The sequence below is a fragment of the Rhodococcus sp. LMD genome (assembly GCF_056108245.1).
This window is the reverse complement of the sequence record NZ_CM148557.1, coordinates 804,690-818,787: the sequence shown is the minus strand read 5'-3', so window position 1 is coordinate 818,787 and position 14,098 is coordinate 804,690. Positions and strand designations below refer to the sequence as shown.

Below are 14,098 nucleotides of genomic sequence, written 5' to 3'. Positions count from 1 at the left end.
TCCTTTCTCGGTGGCGGGCTGGGGTGGTGTCGGGCACACGTGTCGGTGGGTGCGGCTACCGTGCCGGGCATGGGGGGCGAGGTGGTGCGCTACAACTACCGGCTGCGGCCGGGCCGCGCCGCCGAACGTGCCCTGCTCGACGAGTGGCATCGGTGCCGGTTCCTGTGGAACGAAGCGGTTCACCAACAGAAATCCGGTGCGAAACCCACCTTCGGGAAGCTGAGTGCACTGCTCACCGCGGCCCGCAGAGATTCGCCGTGGCTGCGGGCCGGATCCCAGGTGGCCCAACAGCAGACGCTGCGGACCTACGCCCGCGCCCTGGACGACTCGTTCCGGATCACCGGGCGGGGCCGGCCGCGGCGCAAGGCCCGCAAGAAGACGCTGCCGACGCTCGAGTACACCCGCCGCGGCTTCACCCTCCGCGAGGGCCGGTTGGTACTCGCCAAGGGGGTCAGTGTCCCGGTGGTGTGGTCGCGGGAGTTGCCGTCCGAGCCGTCGAGTGTGCGCATCACCCGGGATCCGCTGGGGCACTGGTACGCCTCGTTCGTCGTCACCCGCGATGCCGAACCGGTGCCCGCGGCCCCCGAGGGTTCGGCGATCGGTGTCGACTGGGGTGTGCGCCGGACCGCGACCACCACCGACGAACGGTTCGACCTGCCGCACCGGCAGCACCGCTCCCGCTGCGCGGCGGAGCTGGCCAAGGTGCAACGCACGATAACGCGCCGGCGACCGGGCAGGGGACGCCCGGCGTCGAACGGCTATCGGCGGGCCAAGAAAAGTGCGGCGAAGATCCAGCAGAAGGCCGCGGCGCGGACCCGGCACGAGGCGCGGGTGTGGGCGCGGCGGGTGGTCGCCCAGCATGCGGTGATCGCGGTGGAGGATTTCCGGCCGCGGTTCCTGGCCAAGTCCACGATGGCGCGCAAGGCCGCGGACGCGGCGATCGCCGCGACCAAGCGAGAACTCGTCGAGCGGGGCAGGCGGGCCGGCCGGAAGGTGGTGCTGGTGCGGCCCGCGTACACGAGCATGACGTGTTCGGGGTGTTTCGCGAGAGCCAAGCAGCCCCTCGGACTCGCGGAACGGATCTTCCGGTGCCCGGCGTGCGGCTACAGCGCATGCCGGGACCGGAACGCTGCCGGAGTGGTTCTGGCTGTGGCGGAGCGCGGCCACACCGGTGTCGACGACGTCAGACAAGCGGATCACCTCCTCGGTGGTGCGGTTGCGGTCTGAGCCGGGAATCTCCCGCCTTCAGGCAGGAGAGGCGTTAACGTGCCAGGTCCTTCCACGGAATGTCCTTGTCCACACGGTGTTCCGGCGGCAGTCCGAGCACCCGCTCGGCGACGACGTTGCGCAGGATCTCCGACGTGCCGCCCTCGATGGAGTTGCCTTTGGCGCGCAGGTACCGGTATCCGGGTTCGCGGCCGGTGAAGTCCACCGATTCGGGCCGGCGCAGGGTCCAGTCGTCGTAGCGCAGGCCCTGCTCGCCGTGCAGTTCCACCTCGAAGCCCGAGATCGTCTGGGCGAGGCGGGCGAATGCGAGTTTCATACCGGAGCCCTCCGGGCCGGGCTGGCCCGCGGCGAGCTGCTGGCGCAGGCGTTCGCCGGTCAGCCGGGTCACCTCGGCCTCGACCCACAGCCGCATCAGCTCGTCGTGCCGCGCCGGGTCGCGCACCTCGGGGCGCTCGCGCCAGGCCTCGGTGACCTTGCCGATCATGCCGCCCTCGCGGGGCGCGCCGGAGCCGATCGCGACGCGTTCGTTGTTGAGAGTGGTGGTGGCGACGCGCCAGCCCTGCCCTTCGTCGCCGAGCCGGTCGGCGTCGGGTACCCGCACTCCGGTGAGGAACACCTCGTTGAACTCGGCCTCACCGGTGATCTGCCGCAGCGGCCGCACGTCGACGCCGGGATCGCTCATGTCGAGCAGGAAGTACGTCAGCCCTGCGTGTTTGGGCACGGTCGGGTCGGTGCGGGCCACCAGGATCGCCATCTGCGCGTTCTGCGCGCCCGAGGTCCACACCTTCTGGCCGTCGACGATCCAGTCGTTGCCGTCGCGGACGGCGCGGGTCGCGACGGCGGCCAGGTCGGAGCCGGCGCCGGGCTCGCTGAACAGCTGGCAGTAGATGTGCTGTCCGGTGTAGAGGGGGCGCAGGAACCGGCTCTTCTGTTCCTCGGTGCCGAAGGCGGCGATGGTGGGGGCGGCCATGCCCAGGCCGATGCCGTTGCGGCCGGCGGCGGGCCGGGGCGCGCCGGCGGCGGCCAGTTCGGCCTCGACCTGCGCCTGGTGGGTCTGCGGCAGGCCGAGCCCGCCGTGGCCCGGCGGGAAGTGCACCCAGGCGAGGCCGGCGTCGAATCGTGCGCCGAGGAAGTCCTCGGGCCGGGTTGTGCTCGGATCATGTTCGGACAGAAGCGTCTTCACACGCGCGGAGAGGTCGCGTGCGGTCGTCTGCTCGTCGGGGGACATCGTCGTCTCCTGCGTGTCGAGGGGTCGGGGCGTCAGATGCCGGCGTCGTCGGCGATCTCGCGGGCCTTGTGAACCAGGGCGTCGATGCGTTCGATCGTGGGAGTGCCGGCCGCGGCCTTGTTCTGCGGTTCGTCGAGCGCGCGGCGCATCACGCCTTCCGCGATCACCGCCACCTTCCACAACCCGAGCGCGTGCCAGAACTGCAGTGCCGCCGGGTCGCGGCCCGTCTCGTCCAGGTAGACGGCGGCGAGTTCGGCGCGGCTGGGGAAACCCTCGAGGGTGGAGGCGGGAAAGTCGCCGCCGGTGTCCTCCCCGGGCTCGGGCCAGTAGGCGAACAGCGACCCGACGTCGGCGAGCGGGTCGCCGACGGTGGACAGCTCCCAGTCCAGCGCCGCGACGACGTCACCGCCGTCGTACGAGGTGATGACGTTGCGCAAATGGAAATCGCCGTGCACCAGGGTGGTTTCGTGCTGCGGAGGCACCGCGGCCAGGAGCCGGCGGGTCAGGTCGTCGAGTTCGGGCAGCTCGCGGGTCTTCGACTTCTCCCACTGGCCGGCCCAGCGGTGCAGCTGCCGCTGGGCATAGGGCTTGGGCCGGGCCAGGGCGGCGAGGCCCGTGCTGTCGAGGTCCACGGCGTGGATGCGGCCGAGCGTCCGCGCGAGCGACAGCCCGATGCGGCGGCGGCGCTCCGGCGTCAGGGACTCGGCGACGGACATCCGGTCCACCACCTGTCCGTCGACGTACTCCATGAGCACCATCGGCACGTCGCTGATCGCCGGATCGTCGGTGAGCCCGAACACCGTCGGTGTCGGCACGTCGGTGGACTCGAGCGCCGAGAGGATGCGGGCCTCGCGCGCGACGTCGTGCGCGGACGCCAGCAGGTGCCCGAGCGGTGGTCGCCGCAGCACCCACCGGCGCCCGTCGCCGTCCTGCACGAGGTAGGTCAGGTTCGACTGGCCGAGGCCGATGCGATCGAAGGTCAGCGGTGCGGTGTGCTCGATGCCGAGCTCGCCCAGCCAGCGCAGGATCGCGTCCGGGTCGATGCCGACGGTTTCACGCAGTGGCATGGGCGCTCCCGGGCAGGGCGGCGAACTCGGGGGCGCGCCGCTCGAGGTGGCTGGCGACGCCCTCGGCGACGTCGGGGCCGCGGAAGGCCTCGACCATCAGGCGGTCCGCGGCGGCCACGGCGTCGGGGTAGGACCGGTCGGCGTCGGCGCGCAGCTGCGTCTTGATCATCGCCATCGATCGCGGTGAGCAGTGGACGGCGAGGTCGGTCGCGTAGGCGACGGCGGCGTCGACGACGTCGCCGGTGGTGACGAGGTGATCGAGCAGGCCGATCCGGTGGGCCTCGCCGGCGTCGATCATGCGGCTCGACAGCAGCAGGTCCGCGGCGCGGCCGTGGCCGACGACGCGGGGCAGCAGCCAGGTGACGCCGTATTCGGCGATGAGTCCGCGGCGCGCGAACGCGGTGGTGAAGCGGGTGGTCGCGTCGCCGAAGCGGACGTCGCAGTAGAGGGCCTCGACCAGGCCGAGTCCCGCGACGGGGCCGCGGATCGCGGCGACGATCGGCTTGCGGACGCGCAGCGGGAAGTCGCGCGGGCGCGGGCGCACCAGGTCGTCGTCCGTGGCGTCGGCGACGTGGCGCAGGTCGTCGAGGTCGGCACCGGAGCAGAATCCGCGGCCGGCGCCGGTGACGACGACGGCCCGGACCTGCGGGTCGTCGTCCGCCTGCTCGAGCAGGTCGAAGTAGCGGTCCTCGAGGGCGTTGCTCCAGGCGTTGAGCTTGACCGGCCGGTTGAGGGTGAGCAGGACGACCGGTCCGCGCCGCTCGGCGAGGACCAGGTCGTCGGTGGTGGCCACGCCGCGGGTCGTCGCGGCGGGTGCGTCGGTCATCCGGTGCTCCTTCACAGCAGGGAGTCACATAACTTGACGTCAGATTCAAGTTGCTGAGCGCTTGCATAGTGTGCGCCGGGGGCGGTGTGATGTCAATCGCTTCCGGCAGCCCCGTGTGACCGGGAACCCGGGTCAGGACCCGACGCTGCGGCGCGGCGCGTGGACGGCGAGGACGGCCGTGTCGTCCTCCACCCCGGTGCCGAGGGTGTCGAGGAGGTCGCGGACGGCGGCGACGGCCTCCGCGGCGGTGACCGGACCCAGCCTCCGGGCGAAGTCGAGCAGAGCCTGCTCGCCGAAGCGCTCGTCGGCGCCCGGAGCGGTGCGGGCCTCGGTGAGACCGTCGGTGTAGAGCACCAGGGTGTCCCCGGGATCCAGCCGGACGACGGCGCTGGCGATGTGGGCCCGCGGCAGCAACCCGATGAGCTGACCACCCGGAATGGGCACGTAGTCGGCGCTGCCGTCGGCGCGCAGCAACAGAGCCGGCGGGTGCCCACCCGACGCCAGGGTGACGCGGAAGCTACCCGGCGACGCGTCGGGGGTGAGCATCCCGAACACGACGGTGCAGAACCGCGGATCGTGCATGCGGTACCGATCGACGAGGACGGTGTTCAGGTCGGCCAGGACCGCCGCCGGGCCGGAGGCGTAGACGGCCGCGGCACGCACGGTGTAGCGCGCGACGGAGGTCATCACCGCCGCGGCCGCCCCCTTGCCGCACACGTCGCCGAGGAACAGGCCCCAGGTGCCGGCACCGAGCGGGAACAGGTCGTAGAAGTCGCCGCCGACCTCGTCCGGAGAGGCGATGTGGTAGTGCGCGGCGACATCGAGACCGGGCACCTCGGGCAGGTCGGGTGGCAGCAACGTCGCCTGGAGGGTGCGGGTCAGCCGCTGCAGGCGTCGTCGTTCGTCCTCGGCCTCCCGGCGAGCGCGCAGCAGTTCGGTCTCGTACGCCCGGCGCTCCCGGGCGTCGAAGACGGTGGTGCGGATCAGCAGGGGCTGCCCGCCGCTGTCGTACCGGACCACCGACGTGACCAGGACGGGCAGGCGGGTGCCGTCGGCCGCCCTCAATTCCAGTGCGATGCCGCTGATTTCCCCCTGCATGCGCAGCAGCGGGGCGAAGTGGGTCTCGTGGTAGAGGCGGCCACCGACCGTGAGCAGGTCGGAGAAGTACCGCCGGCCCACCACGTCGTCGCGCCGGAGTCCCAGCCACTGCAGCAGAGTCGCGTTGATCTTCGCGATCCGCCCGTCCGGCAGGGTGGACAGGTAGCCGCAGGGCGCGTTCTCGTACAGGCTCTCGGCGCTGTCCTCGGCCAGCGCGGCGCGCATCTCGCGATCCTCGCCCGCCGTCGCCCCGGCGCCCGGGTTCCGGCCGTCGTCCGTCTCCCGGGCCGGGATCATCAGCCCACCGAACCAGCGAAGGCGGCGATCGTGGCCACGGTCTCGTCCGGGGCACTGAGCTGCGGGCAGTGCCCCGTGGCGTCCAACGTCACCAACTGGCTTCCCGGAATCTGCGCGTGGACGAACGCACCCACCTCCGGCGGGGCGATCGCGTCGCGGGAGCACTGGGCCACCACGGTCGGAACACTCACGTTCGCCAGGTCCGCCCGGTTGTCGGAGAGGAAGGTCACGCGGGCGAAGACCCGGGCGATGGCCGGATCGGTGCGGCAGAAGGCGGCGGTCAGTTCCTCGCCGAGTTCGGGACGTTCCGGATTGCCCATGATGGCGGGCGCCATCGCACCCGACCAGCCCAGGTAGTTCGCCTCCAGCGACTCGAGCAGCTCGTCGATGTCGGCGACGCTGAACCCGCCCCGATATCCGGTGGACGGATCGTCGACGAAGCACGGCGACGGGGCGAGCAGCACCAGCCCGGCGAACGCGCCGGGGTCGCGCGCGGCGGCGAGCACCCCCATCATCGCGCTCACCGAATGCCCGACGAAGACGACCGGTCCGAGATCCAGCGTCCGGCACACCGCCAGCACGTCGTCGGCGTAGCCGTCGAGATCCGAGTACCGCTCCGCGCTCCACGCCGACAGATCCGATCGGCCCGCCCCCACGTGGTCGAACAGCACCACGGTGAAGTCGCGTTCCAAGGCCGGCACCACCAGTCGCCACAGGTTCTGGTCGCAACCGAACCCGTGGGCCAGCACCACGACGGGCGCGCCGGCCCGGCCGGTGACGCGTACGTGGTTTCTGGTGAGGACATTCACGGGCCTCATACTCGCACGGTCGCCGAGATCCCATCCCCGTGGACGGCGTTCCGGAACTTTCGGCCCGCCCGGCACGGCACGCACCGATCGGTGCGCGGGGCGGGTAGGCATGAAGGATCCGCACACACGACTTCCCACCGAGAGCAGAGCGCGATGGCCCAGTCGAATGCCGCGAGCGAGCCGATCGGGATCGACGCCGCGCGCGTCACCGCGTGGTTCGTCGAGAACCTCCCGGCGGTCGCACCGCCGCTGCACTTCGAACTGATCACCGGAGGCCGGTCCAATCTGACCTACCGGGTCCGTGACGACGCGGGGACGCGGTGGGTCCTGCGCCGGCCGCCGACCGGGACGCTGCTCTCCTCCGCCCACGACGTCGTGCGGGAGTGGCGCATCCTCGACCTGCTCGCCGGCGGCCCGGTGCCGGTACCGCCGGTACTGGGCTACTGCACCGACCACGCGGTGACGGGCGCGGACTTCTACGTCATGACGCATGTCGACGGCATCGTCCTCGACGATGCCGAGACGGTCGCCGCGCTCCCCCGGCAGCACCGGCGGGCCGCCTCCTACAGCATCGTGGACACCCTCGCGAAGATCCACGCGGTGGACACCACGACCGGACCGCCGGCGCAGATGCGCAGACCCGGCAGCTACCTCGAGCGCCAGTTGCGGCGCTGGAGCCGTCAGCTCGCCGACGGCGGTGTCGGTCCCGGTCCCGTGTGGGACGTCCACGACCTCCTGGCCCGGAACCTGCCCGCCGAACGGTGGACCGGGTTGGTGCACGGCGACTTCCGGCCGGGCAACCTGCTGATCGGGCCCGACGGTGAGGTCCGGGCGGTTCTCGACTGGGAACTGTGGACCGTCGGCGACGTCATGGCCGACCTCGGGTGGCTCACCGCCACCTGGGCCTCGGCCGACGTGATCGGCTGGGCACCCGATCCCGCCGAGGGTTTCCTCGACGTCGACACGGTCGCCGCGCGGTATGCCGACACGACCGGGCGCGATCTCGACGACCTGCGCTACCACCAGGCCTTCGCGCTGTGGAAGCTCGCCGCCATTGCGGAGGGTGTGGCGGCGAGGTTCCGCGCCGGGACGATGGGCGGTCAGGACATAGACGTCGACGCCCTCGCCCGGCGGCCGGCGCAGCTGGCCGAGATGGCCCGCGAGGCCCTCGCCGGACGGTCCTAGCCCGTTCGCCGGGGGCGGTGGCGCAGCAACTGGGTGAGCCGGTGCGCCTGCCGAAGCAGCAGTTCCCCGAGTTCGGGGCGGCGATCCTCGCGGAAACGGCTCTCGACCCCGGTGATACTCAGCGCCCAGGCCGGTGCGTCCCGATGGTCGAAGACGGCAGCCCCCATCCCCCAGCTTCCCTCCACGAGCAGGGCGGGATTGGTGGAGTAGCCGGCCAGGCGCGTCGCGGCGATCCGTTCCTCCACCGCGTGCCGGGTGTGGTCCGGTCCCCACCCCGCGGTCAGGTCGGTGCGGGACAGGTACTCGTCGATGTCGCGGTCCGAGAGATGGGACAGGATGACCAGGCCCGCGGACGCGACCCCGAGCGGCAGCCGGATGCCGACGTGCAGGACGTGGGAGCGCAGCGGAAAGCTGCCCTCCTCACTGGCGAGGCACACGGTCTCGTCCCCGCGCCGGGCGGACAGGAAGGCGCTCTCACCGGTCTCCCGCGCGAGGTCGCGCAGGACGTCGCGGGCGAGGTCGGTGATGTCGTACCGGCCGGCCGCCAGCGAACCGAGGAGGTAGAGCTCGGGTCCCAGCGACCATCGGCCGGTCTTCGGGTCGCGGTCGACGAGTCCCTCGTCGGCGAGCGAGGTCAGCAGGCGGTGCACCGTCGGCCGTGCGAGGCTCGTCGCCCGCGCGAGGTCGGACGTCGACGATCCGACCGGTTCGTGCCCGGCGATCGCCCGCAGGAGTGCTCCGACCCGCGCGATCACCTGAGGTCTCTGCTCGTCCGTCATGCCCCCAGGATACGTCCACTCAGTGAACGCCAGCCGTAACGACGTTCCGATGGGCGAGCAATCTCGAAAGGGCCGCTGACAAGGTCTTGAAATCTGGGTACCTGGCGTTTGTAGTGGTAAGCGATCGATGTGAGCTCGTCCATTGAGTGAACACATCCTGCACCGGGTCCGGACGGACCGAATTCTCGAGAGGGGTCTTGATGGGAACGAAAGTGTTCGGTACGCCCGCGGCGGCCGTCGCGGACGTGTCCGACGGCGCGACGATCGCCGTCGGCGGGTTCGGGTTGTGCGGCATCCCCGACGCCCTGATCCGCGCGCTGGTCGAGTCCGGCGTCGGCGACCTGGAGGTGTTCTCCAACAACTGCGGCGTCGACGACCACGGCCTGGGCCTGCTGCTCAACGGGCGCCAGATCCGCCGGGTGACCGCCTCCTACGTCGGCGAGAACAAGGAGTTCGCCCGTCAGTACCTCGCCGGTGAGCTCGAGGTCGAGCTCACCCCGCAGGGCACCCTCGCCGAGCGGCTGCGGGCCGGCGGCGCCGGCATCCCCGCCTTCTTCACCCCCGCGGGCGTCGGCACCCCCGTCGCGGACGGCGGACTGCCGTGGCGGTACAACGTCGACGGCTCGGTGGCCGTGGCGTCCCCGCCGAAGGAGACCCGGGCCTTCGGCGACAAGCGGTACGTGATGGAGCAGGGCATCACCGCCGACTTCGCACTGGTGCACGCGGTCAAGGGCGACACCGCGGGCAACCTGATCTTCGACAAGACGGCGATGAACTTCAATCCGCTGGCCGCGATGGCCGGCAAGGTCACCGTCGCGCAGGTCGAGGAACTCGTCGAGCCCGGCGAACTCGATCCCGCCCAGGTGCACCTGCCGGGAATCTTCGTGCAGCGCATCGTCGAAACCGGCCCGCAGGTCAAGCGGATCGAGAAGCGGACAGTTCAGGCCACGGAAGGGGCGGCACGATGACCGGCACCAAGGGATGGACCCGAGATCAGATGGCGGCCCGCGCGGCCGAGGAGATGATCGACGGCGAGTACGTCAATCTCGGCATCGGACTGCCGACGCTCATCCCCGGCCATCTCCCGCCGGACGTGCACGTGACGCTGCACTCGGAGAACGGCATCCTCGGTACCGGCCCCTACCCCACCGAGGAGAACGTCGACCCGGACCTGATCAACGCGGGCAAGGAGACGGTGACCGTCAATCCCGGTGCGGCCTTCTTCGATTCGGCGCTGTCGTTCGGGATGATCCGCGGTGGGCACATCGACACCGCCGTGCTCGGCGGCATGCAGGTCTCCCGCACGGGCGACCTGGCCAACTGGATGGTCCCCGGCAAGATGGTCAAGGGCATGGGCGGCGCCATGGACCTGGTGCACGGTGCCAGCCGCGTCATCGTGGTCATGGAACACACCGACCGCGAGGGCAATTCGAAGATCGTCGACACCTGCTCGCTGCCCCTGACCGGTCAGGGTGTCGTCGACCGGATCATCACCGATCTCGCGGTGATCGACGTCGTGGGTGACGGGACCCTCGCGCTGCGCGAACTCGCTCCCGGCGTCACCGTCGACGAGGTCCTCGCGGCCACCGCGGCGCCGCTCGAGGTCCGCATCGACGAGCTCGTCTGAGAACGTAGTCGAATACCACTGCTCGCCAACAGGATCGGAGAAGCCATCGTGACCAGTTCTGTCATCGTTGCCGGAGCCCGGACCCCGATGGGGCGTCTGCAGGGCGCCCTGAAGGACTTCTCCGGCTCGGACCTCGGCGGGGTCGCCATCGCCGGGGCCCTGGCCAAGGCCGGGGTCGCCCCCGAGCAGGTCGAGTACGTGATCATGGGGCAGGTGCTCACCGCCGGGGCCGGGCAGATCCCGGCCCGCCAGGCCGCCGTCGCCGCCGGCATCCCGATGGACATCCCCGCCCTGACCGTGAACAAGGTGTGCCTGTCCGGCATCGACGCGATCGCGCTGGCCGACCAGCTCATCCGCGCCGGCGAGTTCGACGTCGTCGTCGCCGGCGGCCAGGAGTCGATGAGCCGGGCCCCGCACCTGCTCGCCGACTCCCGCGCCGGGTTCAAGTACGGCGATGTGACCCTGCGCGACCACCTGGCCTTCGACGGGCTGCACGACATCTTCACCGACCAGGCCATGGGTGCCCTGACCGAGGCCGCCAACACCGGCGCGGCGGCCGTCTCCCGCGCCGAGCAGGACGCGTTCGCCGCCGCCAGCCACCAGCGGGCGGCCCGCGCGCACAAGGACGGGCTGTTCGACGACGAGATCGTGCCGGTGTCGATCCCGCAGCGCAAGGGCGACCCGGTCGTGGTCACCGCCGACGAGGGCATCCGCCCGGACACCACCGCCGAGTCCCTGGCCAAGCTGCGGCCGGCGTTCGCCCCCGACGGCACCGTCACCGCCGGCTCGGCCTCGCAGATCTCCGACGGCGCGGCCGCGGTGGTGGTGATGTCCAAGGCCAAGGCCGAGCAGCTCGGCCTGTCCTGGCTCGCCGAGATCGGCGCGCACGGGGTGGTCGCCGGTCCGGACTCGACGCTGCAGTCCCAGCCGGCGCGGGCGATCGCGAAGGCCTGCGCGCGGGAGGGCCTCGAGCCGGCCGAGCTGGACCTGGTGGAGATCAACGAGGCGTTCGCCGCGGTGGGGATCGCCTCGGCCCGTGAGCTCGGGATCGACCCGGCCAGGGTGAACGTCAACGGCGGGGCGATCGCGCTGGGGCACCCGCTGGGGATGTCCGGGGCCCGGATCGTGCTGCACCTGGCCCTCGAGCTGGCCCGCCGCGGCGGCGGGGTCGGGGCCGCGGCCCTGTGCGGCGGCGGCGGCCAGGGCGACGCCCTCATCGTCCGCGTCCCCAAGGCGTAGGACCCGCGACCTCGAAGATCCGTCGAGGACCGTCACGTTCGGGCGGAGGCGACACGATCGCCTCCGCCCGAACGCGTGCGGGTGCCTGCGACCGTGCCGGTGACGGCAGCACCCCACGGCCGGCTCGACAGACCATCGACGTCACCGCGGCGATGCCCGGGGCTGCAGTATGTCCAGGAAGGCCACCGCGGCAGGCGCGGGATTGAAGTCGCTCCAGGCGAGATACTCCACTCGGGTCGGCCCGTCGCCGACGGGCACCGTGACCAGGTTCGGGGTCGACGGGACGAACGCGGGTGGCAGGAGCGCGACGGCGAGGTTCTGCTTCACGAGGTCGAGGATCAGGTCGGTCGACATCGATTCGAAGGTCACCTCCCGCCGCAGGTCGGCGGCGTCGAAGGCGAGGTCGCTCTGCGCACGCCCCTGGGTCCCGGCCGGGAAGTCCGCGAAGGTCTCCCCGGCAAGATCACGCAAGCGCAGCCGGCGCCGCCCCGCCAGCCCATGATCGGCCGCGAGCACAGCGACGAGGCGTTCGCGTGCCAGCTCGACGGACCGGACACGGTCGGGAGTGGTCGCGTCAGGCAGGCCCAGCACGGCGACGTCGACCCGACCCGCGCGGAGTGCGCTCACGAGTTCGTCGCTGCCGCCGTGCCGTAGTGCGATGCGCACCGCCGGGTGCGCGCGGTGGAACCGGCCCAAGGCAGCGGGAATGTCGACGGCGGTCACGGTGGGGATGACACCGACCGTCAGCGTGCCCCGCACCTGGCCGACCGTAGCGGTCGCGTCGGCAGCGGCACGCTCGGCAGCTTCCAGGCTCGCCCGCGCGGCGGGCAGGAACGCCGCCCCGGCGTCGGTGAGCTCGACGCGGCGGCTGGTCCGGGCGAACAGTGCCACGCCCAGCTCCTGTTCGAGCGCCTTGATCTGGTGACTGAGCACCGACTGGACGACGAAGCACTGCTCGGCCGCTCGGGTGAAGTTCCGCTTCTCGGCCACGGCGAGCACATACCGCAGTTGCTGCAGTTCCATTCACCTATCGTGCACATCGATTGCTGATATGAAAACCATGTCTTGGACTCATCGGTACAACGACGCGACAGTGATGTGGTGACTACCACGACAACTCCTCTGCCGGCGCCCCCGGGGCGGGTGACGAACCGCACGGCACTCACTGCGGTGACCGCCGTGGCCCCTGCGGTGTGGGGCACGACCTATGTCGTCACCACAGAACTGCTGGCCCCGGGCCACCCCCTGTTCGCGGCGCTCGTGCGGGCGCTGCCCGCAGGCGTGCTCGCCCTCCTGCTCTCCCGGACGCTGCCCCGCGGGGCCTGGTGGTGGAAAACCGCGGTGCTGGGCGCCTTGAACATCGGCCTGTTCTTCCCGCTGCTGTTCCTCGCCGCGGAACGGCTGCCCGGCGGGGTCGCCGCCACCCTCGGCGCGACCCAGCCGATCATCGTCGCTCTTCTCGCCGTCGTCCTTCTGCCCGAACGCCTTTCGCTCCGGCGTCTGGTCTGGGGTGTCGTCGGCGTGCTCGGCGTGGGCCTGGTCGTGCTCGGCCCCGCAGCGGCCTTCGATCCCGTCGGCATCGTCGCCGGGCTCGCCGGTGCCGCGGTGATGGGGACCGGCGTCGTTCTCACCGCACGCTGGGGCCGGCCCGAGGGAGTCGGCGCGATCAGCTTCGCAGGGTGGCAGCTCACCGTCGGCGGCCTGATCCTGTCGGTCCCGGCACTGCTGATCGAAGGGGTTCCCAGCCGAATCGACGCCCCCGCCGTCGCGGGCTACCTCTGGCTCGGCCTCCTCGGTGGGCTGCTGGCCTACACCCTCTGGTTCAACGGCCTGCGCACCCTGCCGGTCACCGCGACGGCGCTGCTCGGGTTGCTCTCCCCCCTCGTGGCCGCCGCCCTCGGTGTCCTCGTGGCGGGGGAAACCCTCAGCGCACCGCAGCTTGTCGGTTTCGTGCTCGCCCTCGCGGCGCTCGGCGCCGGGCAGACCGCGCCTCGCGCCCGTACGCGGAAAGGACTTTCGTCGTGAACGTCACCGTCATCGGGGCCACCGGCATGGTCGGCTCGCGCCTCGTAGCCGAAGCCGCCACGCGCGGACACCGCGTCGCCGCCGTCGCCCGGCATCCGGGCACCCACCCGGATCCGGCCGTCACCCCACTCGCCGTCGATGCCGGCGTGCCCGGACGACTCGATGCCGCACTCGCGGGCGCGCACGCGGCGATCCTCGCCGTCCGTGCCGCTCCCGGCCAGGAACAGACGATCGCACCGCTGACCACGGCGGTCCTGGACGCTACGGGTCGCTCCGGTATCCGCCTGCTCGTCATCGGCGGAGCCGGCCCCCTGCGCTCACCGCGGAGGGACGGCCTGGCGGTCCTCGACGATCCCGACTACGTGCCGGTCGAATGGCGAGCGGTCGCCGAGGCCAGCACCGCCCAGCTCCGCACCTGTCTCCGGCACACGAACCCGCGCTGGACATACCTGAGCCCGCCCGCGATCGTCGAATCCGGAACGCGCACGGGCACGTACCGGCGCGGAGCCACCACCCTGCTCACCGAACCCGACGGCACCTCACGCATCACCGCCGAGGATCTCGCCGTGGCCGCCCTCGACGAGATCGAGCGCCCCGGTACCGACCGGCACTTCACGGTGGCACGCACTCCCCCGTGTCGTGGATAGCGTGGAGCGGGTAGCGAAAGCCGGTGGAACCGAGCAGGAGCGGG

Annotated in this window: 14 protein-coding genes; 7 read left to right on the top strand and 7 right to left on the bottom strand. The window is 71.6% G+C overall.

All coding sequences use genetic code 11. The features are described from left to right. The first annotated feature begins 69 nt into the window (after positions 1-69). On the top strand, positions 70-1,227 hold the full coding sequence (locus ACWPQI_RS03790) for an RNA-guided endonuclease InsQ/TnpB family protein (protein WP_474738650.1): 1,158 nt from the start codon (positions 70-72) through the stop codon (positions 1,225-1,227). Between the two features lie 34 nt (positions 1,228-1,261). Here ACWPQI_RS03790 and ACWPQI_RS03785 read toward each other — a convergent pair whose 3' ends face one another. The 5 genes from ACWPQI_RS03785 to ACWPQI_RS03765 all read right to left on the bottom strand — a co-directional run bounded on the left by ACWPQI_RS03785 (position 1,262) and on the right by ACWPQI_RS03765 (position 6,552). Next, positions 1,262-2,455: an acyl-CoA dehydrogenase family protein gene (locus tag ACWPQI_RS03785; protein ID WP_474738649.1), complete on the bottom strand. Its 1,194-nt coding sequence runs from the start codon at positions 2,453-2,455 to the stop codon at positions 1,262-1,264. Between the two features lie 32 nt (positions 2,456-2,487). Then, complete coding sequence (locus ACWPQI_RS03780) at positions 2,488-3,522, bottom strand: phosphotransferase family protein (protein ID WP_102031101.1); 1,035 nt, start codon at positions 3,520-3,522, stop codon at positions 2,488-2,490. Continuing rightward, positions 3,509-4,348 (bottom strand): enoyl-CoA hydratase-related protein, encoded by an 840-nt coding sequence (locus tag ACWPQI_RS03775; protein ID WP_474738648.1) that lies wholly within the window; start codon positions 4,346-4,348, stop codon positions 3,509-3,511. The genes ACWPQI_RS03780 and ACWPQI_RS03775 overlap by 14 nt, the downstream gene beginning before the upstream one ends. A gap of 132 nt (positions 4,349-4,480) precedes the next feature. Further along, positions 4,481-5,743, bottom strand: coding sequence for a SpoIIE family protein phosphatase (locus ACWPQI_RS03770; RefSeq protein WP_010593717.1), 1,263 nt, complete (start codon positions 5,741-5,743; stop codon positions 4,481-4,483). Further along, the gene (locus ACWPQI_RS03765; RefSeq protein WP_010593716.1) at positions 5,743-6,552 is read right to left on the bottom strand and encodes an alpha/beta fold hydrolase; all 810 of its coding nucleotides are present in this window, start codon (positions 6,550-6,552) and stop codon (positions 5,743-5,745) included. The genes ACWPQI_RS03770 and ACWPQI_RS03765 overlap by 1 nt, the downstream gene beginning before the upstream one ends. Before the next feature lie 153 nt (positions 6,553-6,705). Here ACWPQI_RS03765 and ACWPQI_RS03760 point away from each other — a divergent pair, with 153 nt between their 5' ends. Next, positions 6,706-7,737, top strand: a complete 1,032-nt coding sequence (locus tag ACWPQI_RS03760) for a phosphotransferase family protein (RefSeq protein WP_010593715.1) — start codon at positions 6,706-6,708, stop codon at positions 7,735-7,737. Here the strand turns inward: ACWPQI_RS03760 and ACWPQI_RS03755 are convergent. After that, positions 7,734-8,516 (bottom strand): IclR family transcriptional regulator, encoded by a 783-nt coding sequence (locus ACWPQI_RS03755; protein ID WP_026138139.1) that lies wholly within the window; start codon positions 8,514-8,516, stop codon positions 7,734-7,736. The two genes, ACWPQI_RS03760 and ACWPQI_RS03755, sit on opposite strands and share 4 nt — an antisense overlap. A 200-nt stretch (positions 8,517-8,716) precedes the next feature. Between ACWPQI_RS03755 and ACWPQI_RS03750 the strand changes: the two genes are divergently transcribed. From ACWPQI_RS03750 to ACWPQI_RS03740, 3 genes are read left to right on the top strand one after another with little or no spacing between them, the layout of a single operon-like run. Next, the gene (locus ACWPQI_RS03750) at positions 8,717-9,484 is read left to right on the top strand and encodes a CoA transferase subunit A (protein WP_010593713.1); all 768 of its coding nucleotides are present in this window, start codon (positions 8,717-8,719) and stop codon (positions 9,482-9,484) included. Continuing rightward, a complete protein-coding gene (locus tag ACWPQI_RS03745) occupies positions 9,481-10,143 on the top strand; it encodes a CoA transferase subunit B (protein WP_003938908.1) in 663 nt (220 codons plus the stop codon). Before ACWPQI_RS03750 ends, ACWPQI_RS03745 begins: the two co-directional genes overlap by 4 nt. Positions 10,144-10,191: 48 nt before the next feature. After that, positions 10,192-11,382, top strand: coding sequence for an acetyl-CoA C-acetyltransferase (locus ACWPQI_RS03740; RefSeq protein WP_308072392.1), 1,191 nt, complete (start codon positions 10,192-10,194; stop codon positions 11,380-11,382). Between the two features lie 141 nt (positions 11,383-11,523). Here ACWPQI_RS03740 and ACWPQI_RS03735 read toward each other — a convergent pair whose 3' ends face one another. After that, complete coding sequence (locus ACWPQI_RS03735; RefSeq protein WP_474738647.1) at positions 11,524-12,405, bottom strand: LysR family transcriptional regulator; 882 nt, start codon at positions 12,403-12,405, stop codon at positions 11,524-11,526. A gap of 78 nt (positions 12,406-12,483) precedes the next feature. Here ACWPQI_RS03735 and ACWPQI_RS03730 point away from each other — a divergent pair, with 78 nt between their 5' ends. Further along, complete coding sequence (locus ACWPQI_RS03730; RefSeq protein WP_029540034.1) at positions 12,484-13,407, top strand: EamA family transporter; 924 nt, start codon at positions 12,484-12,486, stop codon at positions 13,405-13,407. Then, positions 13,404-14,054, top strand: a complete 651-nt coding sequence (locus tag ACWPQI_RS03725) for an NAD(P)-dependent oxidoreductase (RefSeq protein ID WP_040273887.1) — start codon at positions 13,404-13,406, stop codon at positions 14,052-14,054. The genes ACWPQI_RS03730 and ACWPQI_RS03725 overlap by 4 nt, the downstream gene beginning before the upstream one ends. Positions 14,055-14,098 lie beyond the last annotated feature (44 nt).

Coding starts and splice junctions, on each gene's coding strand:
- ACWPQI_RS03790 (WP_474738650.1), top strand. CDS start 70: ATGGGGGGCGAGGTGGTGCGCTACAACTACCGGCTGCGGCCGGGCCGC.
- ACWPQI_RS03785 (WP_474738649.1), bottom strand. CDS start 2,455: ATGTCCCCCGACGAGCAGACGACCGCACGCGACCTCTCCGCGCGTGTG.
- ACWPQI_RS03780 (WP_102031101.1), bottom strand. CDS start 3,522: ATGCCACTGCGTGAAACCGTCGGCATCGACCCGGACGCGATCCTGCGC.
- ACWPQI_RS03775 (WP_474738648.1), bottom strand. CDS start 4,348: ATGACCGACGCACCCGCCGCGACGACCCGCGGCGTGGCCACCACCGAC.
- ACWPQI_RS03770 (WP_010593717.1), bottom strand. CDS start 5,743: ATGATCCCGGCCCGGGAGACGGACGACGGCCGGAACCCGGGCGCCGGG.
- ACWPQI_RS03760 (WP_010593715.1), top strand. CDS start 6,706: ATGGCCCAGTCGAATGCCGCGAGCGAGCCGATCGGGATCGACGCCGCG.
- ACWPQI_RS03755 (WP_026138139.1), bottom strand. CDS start 8,516: ATGACGGACGAGCAGAGACCTCAGGTGATCGCGCGGGTCGGAGCACTC.
- ACWPQI_RS03750 (WP_010593713.1), top strand. CDS start 8,717: ATGGGAACGAAAGTGTTCGGTACGCCCGCGGCGGCCGTCGCGGACGTG.
- ACWPQI_RS03745 (WP_003938908.1), top strand. CDS start 9,481: ATGACCGGCACCAAGGGATGGACCCGAGATCAGATGGCGGCCCGCGCG.
- ACWPQI_RS03735 (WP_474738647.1), bottom strand. CDS start 12,405: ATGGAACTGCAGCAACTGCGGTATGTGCTCGCCGTGGCCGAGAAGCGG.